Source organism: Citrobacter sp. (assembly GCF_050252275.1).
Lineage (GTDB): Bacteria > Pseudomonadota > Gammaproteobacteria > Enterobacterales > Enterobacteriaceae > Citrobacter_A > Citrobacter_A amalonaticus.
The window spans coordinates 1-8,327 of sequence record NZ_JBFWLF010000204.1; the positions used below are offsets into that span (position 1 = coordinate 1).

Consider the following 8,327-nt stretch of genomic DNA (forward strand, 5'->3'; position numbering starts at 1 on the left):
CCGCTTCTGTACTTCGATCCCCAGAAAGAATCCCAGCACCGCGAGGCTCAGACAAAGCAACAGCATGCTCTGTTGGGTATTGGGGAGGATCACCAGAAAATAGAGCGCCCCCAACGGCAGCGCGGCAAGCGTACCGTAGATAAAGTCGATAGCGACCATGCGTGGGTTCGGCAGACGCATCGCCAGCGAAGTCACCACCGCAATCATTACCATTGCGCCGTTACCGGAAGTCCAGCCTGTCCACAGCCAGAACAGCGTTCCCAGCACACAAGAGAGCGTGGTGCGCCAGAAGTTCACCATGGCATGGTGACGTTCCGCGGACTCGACTTTCACCACCGGTTCTCCCTGCAACACTTCCTCTTCCGTGGCGCTGATTTTGGTATTGCTGATCACGCCACGCTTCAGCAGCAGATAGCGCGTTGCCGCCCCAGCCCAGGTATACAGCGTGACGGGCGTTTCACGCTCACCGGTCCAGGCAATCACCCGGCGCAGGCGCTTAAGCTGTTTATGTACATCCTGCGCGGTTTCAACCGGCATGGCGAAGAACTCACGGAAGGTATCGGTGATCAGCTCAGGACGCGTGTTCTGGATCAGATAGGTTTCGCAGGATTGCGTAATCATGGTCAGCGACAGGGTATTGATCGCCTTCAGACGGCGATTCGCCCGCGCCCAGCGGGAGGATTCCATGTTCAGGTTGCTGCGCATTCCTTCCAGCGCCGTGGCCCGACGTACCAGATCGCCCCAGGCTTTGTCCACTTCTTCGCTATCGCCATGTTTAATGCACAACTGCATCAGTTGGTACTGTGCCACCAGCAGGCTATCCAGCTCACGATCGACCTCTTGCTTGATCGATCGTGGAGAAAAGAGCAGATCTGCGATAATGGCGCAGACAATCCCGATGACAATCTCGCTACAGCGTTCTACGGCAAACTGCGGCGTAAGCAGCGGTTCGGTTTGAATAGTGATGACAATAATCAGCGCGGTGTAGCCCGATAACCCCCATGCATAGGAGTTCTCAACGCGCACCAGCGAAGAGATCCACGTACAAAACCCCGCCCAGATACAGCACACCAGAATCATCAGCAAAGGTGCGCGGATCATCGCAATGATGATCACCAGTGCCGCAATACAACCAATAAAGGTGCCGACAATGCGCAACATCCCGCGATAACGAATCGCGCCAGAATACGGTTCACCGCCGGCGGCAAAGGCCGGACCCGCCGCGACAATCGCCGCCGTCAGCACTGCCCAGCGTGGTGTTTCAAGCTGAAAGTGAAAGCCAATAAACAACGCCAGGACAATCGCACAGGCCAGTTTGACCGCAAAGCGAATGTGCTGGTTGGCGATGGAAAAAATGCCCATCGCGATTAACCAAATTCGCGCAGACGGTGCGCCATTTTACGGAAGAACGAATCATTATTTTCGTCACGATCCTGCTTGCCGGTGATCACGACAGTCGCCGTGGTGCCGGCAGGCCACAGATTTTCCTGCTGATCGTCAAGCTGGATACGCACCGGAACGCGCTGCGCCAGGCGTACCCATTCCAGATTGGAATCGATCGTCGCCATGCCTTTATCGTCGCGGGTACTGCTGGCATTGGTGACCCCTGCCGCGATGCTATCGACTCGCCCTTTTAATACCTTATTGCTACCCAACGGGGTAATTTCTGCGCGATAGCCCGGACGGACGCCCTCCAGCTTGGTCTCTTCCATATAGGCCAGCACATAGAAGGAGTTCTGTTTCACCAGCGCCACGGCGGTAGAGCCTCGGGTAATAAACTCACCGGTATAGACGTTCAGGTTAGTCACCCAGCCATCCGCAGGCGCGCGAATGACGGTGCGTTCGAGATCTAACCTGGCGAGGTCGCGAGTCGCCTGCGCTTTAGCCAACTGATGTAATACGGTTTGCAGAACGTTATTGGCCTGATCAATCTCTTCACGGGACATCGCCTGGACGCCAAGACGGTTACGACGTCCGGCTTCCTGGCGTTTCTCTTGCGCGAGCACCTGATAATAGGCGACGTCGGCTTCGGCCTCTTCCAGCGCTTTTTGGTAGCGCGGTTGATCGATGGTGAACAGCACCTGATCTTTCTTCACCAGTTGATTATCATGCACCTTAACGGCAGTGATGAGCCCGGCAACGTCCGGCGCGATGGCAACCACGTCTGCGCTGAATCGGGCATCACGCGTCCACGGTGATTCAGTGTAATAGACCCAGGCGCGAAAAATAGCGATGAACGCCAGGATGACCAGTACGAGGGTAATGGCCGTACGGGAGATTTTTCTTGTTAGTGTTTTCACTTCAACCTCAAACGAACAGGCGCGATATCAAGTAAAAGAGACAGCAATACAGCGCAGTATTAAACAGAGCCGGATGCCAGACAAAATCATAGATGCCCGTAGGCACAAGCACCCGGCGCACCAGCCAGAAAATCGCCAGTGACAGAAGCAATTCAAAGAATATCGGTGGGAAGGACAGACCAAACACCACGATAACGGGAAACAGACTCATATTGACCTTGATATTGTAGAGAGTGCAGGCGATACAGTTTTCAGCAAATGTCGACGCGGAGAAGGGCAAGGAAAGCCAGGCGAGAGCGACATAGCCTTTATTTGAATAATAATATATTACCGTAACTGTTATGCTGTTATCTATAATATGTGATCTAAATCACTTTTAAGCCAGAGTGAATAATGGAACGATTAAAGCGCATGTCGGTGTTCGCGAAAGTGGTGGAATTTGGTTCCTTCACCGCCGCCGCCAGACAGCTACAAATGAGTGTTTCGTCGATCAGCCAGACGGTGGCAAAACTGGAAGATGAGCTGCAGGTCAAGCTGCTGAACCGCAGCACGCGTAGCATTGGCTTGACTGAAGCCGGGAAAATTTATTATCAGGGCTGTCGGCGTATGCTGCATGAAGTGCAGGATGTTCACGAGCAGCTTTATGCCTTTAACAACACGCCGATTGGTACGCTGCGCATTGGTTGTTCTTCAACCATGGCACAAAATGTCCTCGCGGGGATCACCGCTAAAATGCTCAAAGAGCACCCTGGCCTGACGGTCAATCTGGTCACCGGTATTCCGGCCCCCGACCTGATTGCCGACGGTCTGGATGTGGTTATCCGCGTGGGTGCCCTCCAGGATTCAAGCCTGTTTTCCCGTCGCCTGGGCGCAATGCCGATGGTGTTATGCGCGGCGAAACGCTATCTCGCACAGTATGGGACACCGGAAAAACCGGCCGATCTCACCAACCACTCCTGGCTGGAATACAGCGTGCGTCCGGATAATGAATTTGAGCTGATCGCCCCGGAAGGGATCTCCACGCGACTGATCCCACAGGGACGGTTTGTGACCAATGATCCAATGACCCTCAGCCGCTGGCTGACCGCCGGCGCAGGGGTGGCCTACGTCCCGCTGATGTGGGTGATCAATGAGATCAACCGGGGCGAGCTTGAGATCTTACTGCCGCGCTACCAGTCCGATCCGCGTCCGGTCTATGCGCTGTATACCGAAAAAGACAAACTGCCGCTGAAAGTACAGGTAGTGATTAACTATTTGACCGACTATTTCGTCGACGTGGCACAGATTTTTCAGGGAATGTATGGTCGGGGAAAAGAAAAGTGAGAAATTGCCCGGTGGCGCTGCCGCTTACCGGGCCTATGGGAGCATCGGTTGTTGGCCGGACAGGCGTAAACCACCATCCGGCAACGGACAGTCAGGCGGTGCCGCCGACCGTCAGGTTATCCACTTTCAGCGTCGGTTGACCCACACCCACCGGCAGGCTCTGACCTTCTTTGCCACAGACGCCGACGCCGTTATCCAGCTTCAGGTCGTTACCGACCATCGAAATCTGCTGCATCGCTTCGATACCTGAACCAATCAACGTGGCCCCTTTCACCGGCTTCGTCACTTTGCCGTTCTCAATCAGATACGCCTCTGAGGTAGAGAAAACGAACTTACCGGAGGTGATATCCACCTGACCGCCGCCAAAGTTTGGCGCATAGATCCCGTACTCTACGGACTCAATGATCTCCTGCGGCGTGGATTTACCCGGCAGCATATAGGTGTTGGTCATACGCGGCATCGGCAGATGCGCGTAAGACTCGCGGCGACCGTTTCCGGTCGGCGCAACGCCCATCAGGCGCGCATTCAGTTTGTCCTGCATGTAACCTTTCAAAATGCCGTTTTCGATCAATACATTGTATTGACCCGGCGTGCCTTCGTCGTCAATGGCCACCGACCCCCGGCGATCCGCCATCGTCCCATCGTCCACCACGGTGCACAGTTCAGAGGCGACCAGTTCGCCCATATGACCGCTGAATACCGATGTGCCGCGACGGTTAAAGTCCCCTTCCAGGCCATGTCCCACCGCTTCGTGCAGCAGTACGCCAGGCCAGCCAGCCCCCAACACAACGGGCAGCGTCCCGGCAGGCGCGGCAACCGCAGACAGGTTCACCAGCGCCATGCGTACGGCCTCTTTCGCCCACGCGTCGGCGCGGACGTCGCCATCCAGATCGGCGAGGAAATAATCGTAGCCAAAACGCCCACCGCCACCGCTGGCGCCGCGCTCACGTTTACCGTCTTCTTCCACCTGTACGCTGACCGACAGGCGCACCAGCGGACGCACATCGGCGGCCAGTGTCCCGTCAGTAGCGGCAACGAGGATCAATTCATACACGCCGGTCAGGCTGGCCGACACTTCCTGCACGCGTTTATCCGCTTCACGGGCAACTTTATCGACGCGGCGCAGGATATCGAGCTTCTCTTCACGGCTCATGCTTTGCAGCGGATCGACAGAGGTGTACAGCGCAGGATACTCAACGGCACCGAGGGTCTTCACTTTCCCGTCGCCATTGTCACGCACGATGGTACGCGCGGCGCGCGCACTCTGTTCCAGCGCCTGCAGACTGATCTGGTCAGCATAGGCAAACCCGGTTTTTTCACCGCTCACTGCGCGAACACCAACGCCCTGATCGATATTGTAAGAACCATCTTTAATGATGCGGTCTTCTAAAACCCAGGATTCGTGATAGCTCGACTGAAAATAGAGATCGCCGTAATCAAGACGACGTTCGGCCAGTTGGCCCAGAATGGCAAACAGATCCTGATGTTTCAGGCCGTTCGCCGCTAGCAATTGTTCACTTACCAGGTTCAGACTCATCGTTATTGCTACTCGTTAATGACTGCAGATAGAGGATCTATGTACTGAGAGTGGGGCAATTCCTTGCCCCCGTCAAATCATTGCGAATTTTCTTTCCGCGGCTGGCGCAGGACTTCGTTGATTTGTGGTTTGTCGACCGGACCGGTGATCCGATAGCGCAGAATCGAGACTTTACTCCATAGCGGTCCTAGCACTTTACTGGCGGCAAAGACTGCCGCACCAACGATCGGGTTCACCGCAAACGCGGCGGCTACCCCCACCGTGGCGGAGATTTCCGGTGCCACCACCGCTTCAATATCCAGCTCGCGGCGCACCAAGTTGACCGACCCTTTCATGGCGATATCCGCTTCCAGCCCGTCTACCAGCGTGTCGTCCGTATGCAATATGCCGTCTTTGATCCAGGCGGTGCTGCGAATGGAGTCGAAGTAAAAACCTTCATTGAAGGTATCGCTAAAATCGAAGCGTAGTTTACGCAGCAGCGCATCAAAGCTCAGCAAGCGCAGCAACTGTCCCGCATGCCCGGTGCTTAGCTCGGTGATCTCCCCTTTGCCCAGACGGGTGCGGATAATGCCGTTCAGCGAGGCTTCCTCCGGCTTCCACGGCGGATTGCGCCAGTGCAGATCGTAATCCACGTTGAACGACGCGTTGCGAATCGGTGTAGAGACGCCAAAGAACCCTGCCGCGGCGTCAATTTTGTTACCCCGCAGTTTTCCTTTTAAAGAGGTACGCTCGCTGCCAGGGGTGTTAACCCACTGTCCGTCCGCCGTCAGCCTGGTGAAACCGGTGTCCAGCAGACCGTTACTCAGGTTCAGAGTGTCACCCTGAATGGCCACATCCGCATCGATGCGTCCGTATTTCTGTCCCCACATCCAGCACTCTTCACAGCGTAACTGGACGTCAGGCCAGCCACGGAAACTAACGCGTTCTACGGATGCAAATGCCGATGCCGGCGTGTCGCTGTTATCCGTTTTGGCCACGGTGGGGTTGTAATAGAGGTATTTGATATTTGCCAGCCACGGTGCGTTATTGCGCATTGCCAGCGTTGCGTTGATCTCACGCCCCTGCGCCTCGACTTTAGTGCCATTCGATGCCGGTTCAGACACGAGGCTCAGGTTGTTCCACTGTTGTCCGCCCAGCGTTAACGCTGGCGTGCGCAGCGTAATGTGTTGCGGGAAGTTCGCGTTGGCGCCAACGTTGTCCGCCGCACCTTTCTGGAACAGGGCCAGCCATTGTGCGCCATCCATCGCGGGCAGATTCAGCTCAATGCCTTCGCGTTCAGGCAAGGGCGGCGGCGTCCGGCTTTCCGCCGTCCAGATCGCGCGATCCAGCGTCAGCTTCTGATTTAACAGCCAGCGGCTGTTAAAATGATTTTCCTGTCCGGCGCTACCGGTCAGCGTAAAGCTACGCAGGTCGCCCGTTGCTTTAATTTTAACGGGTAATGCCTCACCCGCGCTTTTATCCAGCGGAGAAGGTAAGTGACTGCTCACATTCCTGAGATCGCCGTTCAGCTCAACATTGTAGGTCGTGCCGGAATGATACGGCAGGTCGATACCCACTTTACCGTCCCACGTCAGACTGCCGCTGAGCGCGTCATTAATTTGTGATGGCAGAACGCCAGTACGAGCGGGCTGCCAGTTACCGTTAAGATTCACCGCAACCTGATAGGCTTTCGTCCCTTCCGTGGTGGTGAAATCAACGTTCACTGGCTGATTAAACCAGTTCGCCGTCATCGGCTCGCTTTTCAGGTTGCCGTTGGTAAAGCTGAATTTGCCGCTGAGGTTTTTCAGGGTGCTGTCGAGCGGTTTGATAAACAGGCTATTATCGCGCAGCGACACATCGCCTTTTGCGGTAACTAATTCGCCGTCCAGCGGGATATCCAGATGTAAGCGAGCATTCACATCGCCGTCGATCTGCAGTTGCTCAAGCGTGGCACCCAGCGAATCCTTCAACGGCGTGTCGTCAAAATACGGACCTACCGCCTTGCCTGGCCCCTGAATATCAGCATCAATCAGCAACTTCTCTTTGGCGTAGTCCGGGATGATCGCCGTCAGGTTCGTGGCCTTCACGCCGCCTAAATTGACGCCATCGGTTTTCATCCACAGGCCGTCATTCAGGAAATCCAGCTCGATATTCAGGTCGGTCAGCGCAGGCCAGTCCGGCTGAAAGGCAAATTTCGCATTGCGTAGTGGGACCAGCACTTCAAACTGGCCTTCGTTGTGCTTGTACGGGAACAAATGCGGATTACCGCCATACACCAGCGTCGCGTTTTCCGCTTCTCCACCCTGAATCGCACCGCTGAGATAGTCCACCAGCGCCTTGCCCATCAGATTTTCCGGGAAGTAACGCCAGGCCTGAGAGCCGTCATCAGTGCTGATACCCGCCAGAATCCCCAGCCAGGGGTCATCGCCTGTCGGCTGTAGATAGCGGAAGCCGCCACGCGCATGGACCGCTTTCGCTTTCACATCAATATTACGTCCGTCCAGCTGAAAACCGTTGTCATTCTTTAGCCAGTTCAGCGTGGCAACGCCGTCTTCAATTTCTAATGGCGCACGGAAGACCGTTTCGTAGGGCATTTTTGCCTGTTTCATCGACGCGGTCAGCGCGCCATTTTCCACACTCCCGGAGAGCGTTCCGGAGAAGTGCTCTGCCCCTGGCAACAGCTTCCACTGTTTCCACGCCAGATCGCGCCATGAGGCCTGAAAACGCGTCTTTTCCGTGGCCTGAAGCGGGATATCCAGCGCCAGGGTATCGATATTTCCGCTCGGTTGGGTGGCAAGCCAGATGTCACCCAGCTCGGGCGAAAGCTTCGACACCATCGGGCGTAGCCCCTCAAGCCCGGTCAACTCCAGATGGCTGGCGCGGATGCGCAGTTCGTCACTGCGTTTTCCGTCTGCGCCACCGACTTCCTGCTCGGGGATCCAGGCGAGCTGTAGCGCACCGCGCGGCCAGGCCTTGCCGTCCATCGTGATGCGAGTATCGGGAATAGAAAACTGCCAGCCCGGCTGTTCACGACTGATATGCGCCGTCAGATTGTCGACAGAGAGCGTATGGAGGTTATTGTCGCCTTTCCAGCTCGCGCCCCCCTGTTTCAGCCAGACATCGCCACCGGCGATCTCACCTTTGCTGATGGTCATCCAACCTTCGAGGCTAAAGCGCGCGGTCTCCAG

Annotated in this window: 6 protein-coding genes; 1 reads left to right on the forward strand and 5 read right to left on the reverse strand. The window is 56.0% G+C overall.

The features are described from left to right. The 3 genes from AB7E14_RS16330 to aaeX all read right to left on the reverse strand — a co-directional run. Positions 1-1,362, reverse strand: a 1,362-nt coding sequence (locus AB7E14_RS16330; RefSeq protein WP_428169676.1) for an FUSC family protein, incomplete at its 3' end; no start/stop codon positions are given. A 5-nt stretch (positions 1,363-1,367) separates the two neighbouring features. Continuing rightward, positions 1,368-2,300, reverse strand: coding sequence for a p-hydroxybenzoic acid efflux pump subunit AaeA (gene aaeA / locus AB7E14_RS16335; protein ID WP_042998330.1), 933 nt, complete (start codon positions 2,298-2,300; stop codon positions 1,368-1,370). 7 nt (positions 2,301-2,307) lie between these two features. Next, a complete protein-coding gene (gene aaeX / locus AB7E14_RS16340) occupies positions 2,308-2,511 on the reverse strand; it encodes a p-hydroxybenzoic acid efflux pump operon protein AaeX (protein WP_000051841.1) in 204 nt (67 codons plus the stop codon). 182 nt (positions 2,512-2,693) lie between these two features. Here aaeX and aaeR point away from each other — a divergent pair, with 182 nt between their 5' ends. Continuing rightward, positions 2,694-3,623, forward strand: a complete 930-nt coding sequence (gene aaeR / locus AB7E14_RS16345; RefSeq protein WP_042998331.1) for an HTH-type transcriptional activator AaeR — start codon at positions 2,694-2,696, stop codon at positions 3,621-3,623. 91 nt (positions 3,624-3,714) lie between these two features. Here the strand turns inward: aaeR and tldD are convergent, their stop codons facing one another. Beyond that, positions 3,715-5,160, reverse strand: coding sequence for a metalloprotease TldD (tldD, locus tag AB7E14_RS16350; protein WP_061069296.1), 1,446 nt, complete (start codon positions 5,158-5,160; stop codon positions 3,715-3,717). A 77-nt stretch (positions 5,161-5,237) separates the two neighbouring features. Next, positions 5,238-8,327, reverse strand: a 3,090-nt coding sequence (yhdP, locus tag AB7E14_RS16355) for an AsmA2 domain-containing protein YhdP (RefSeq protein ID WP_428169677.1), incomplete at its 5' end; no start/stop codon positions are given.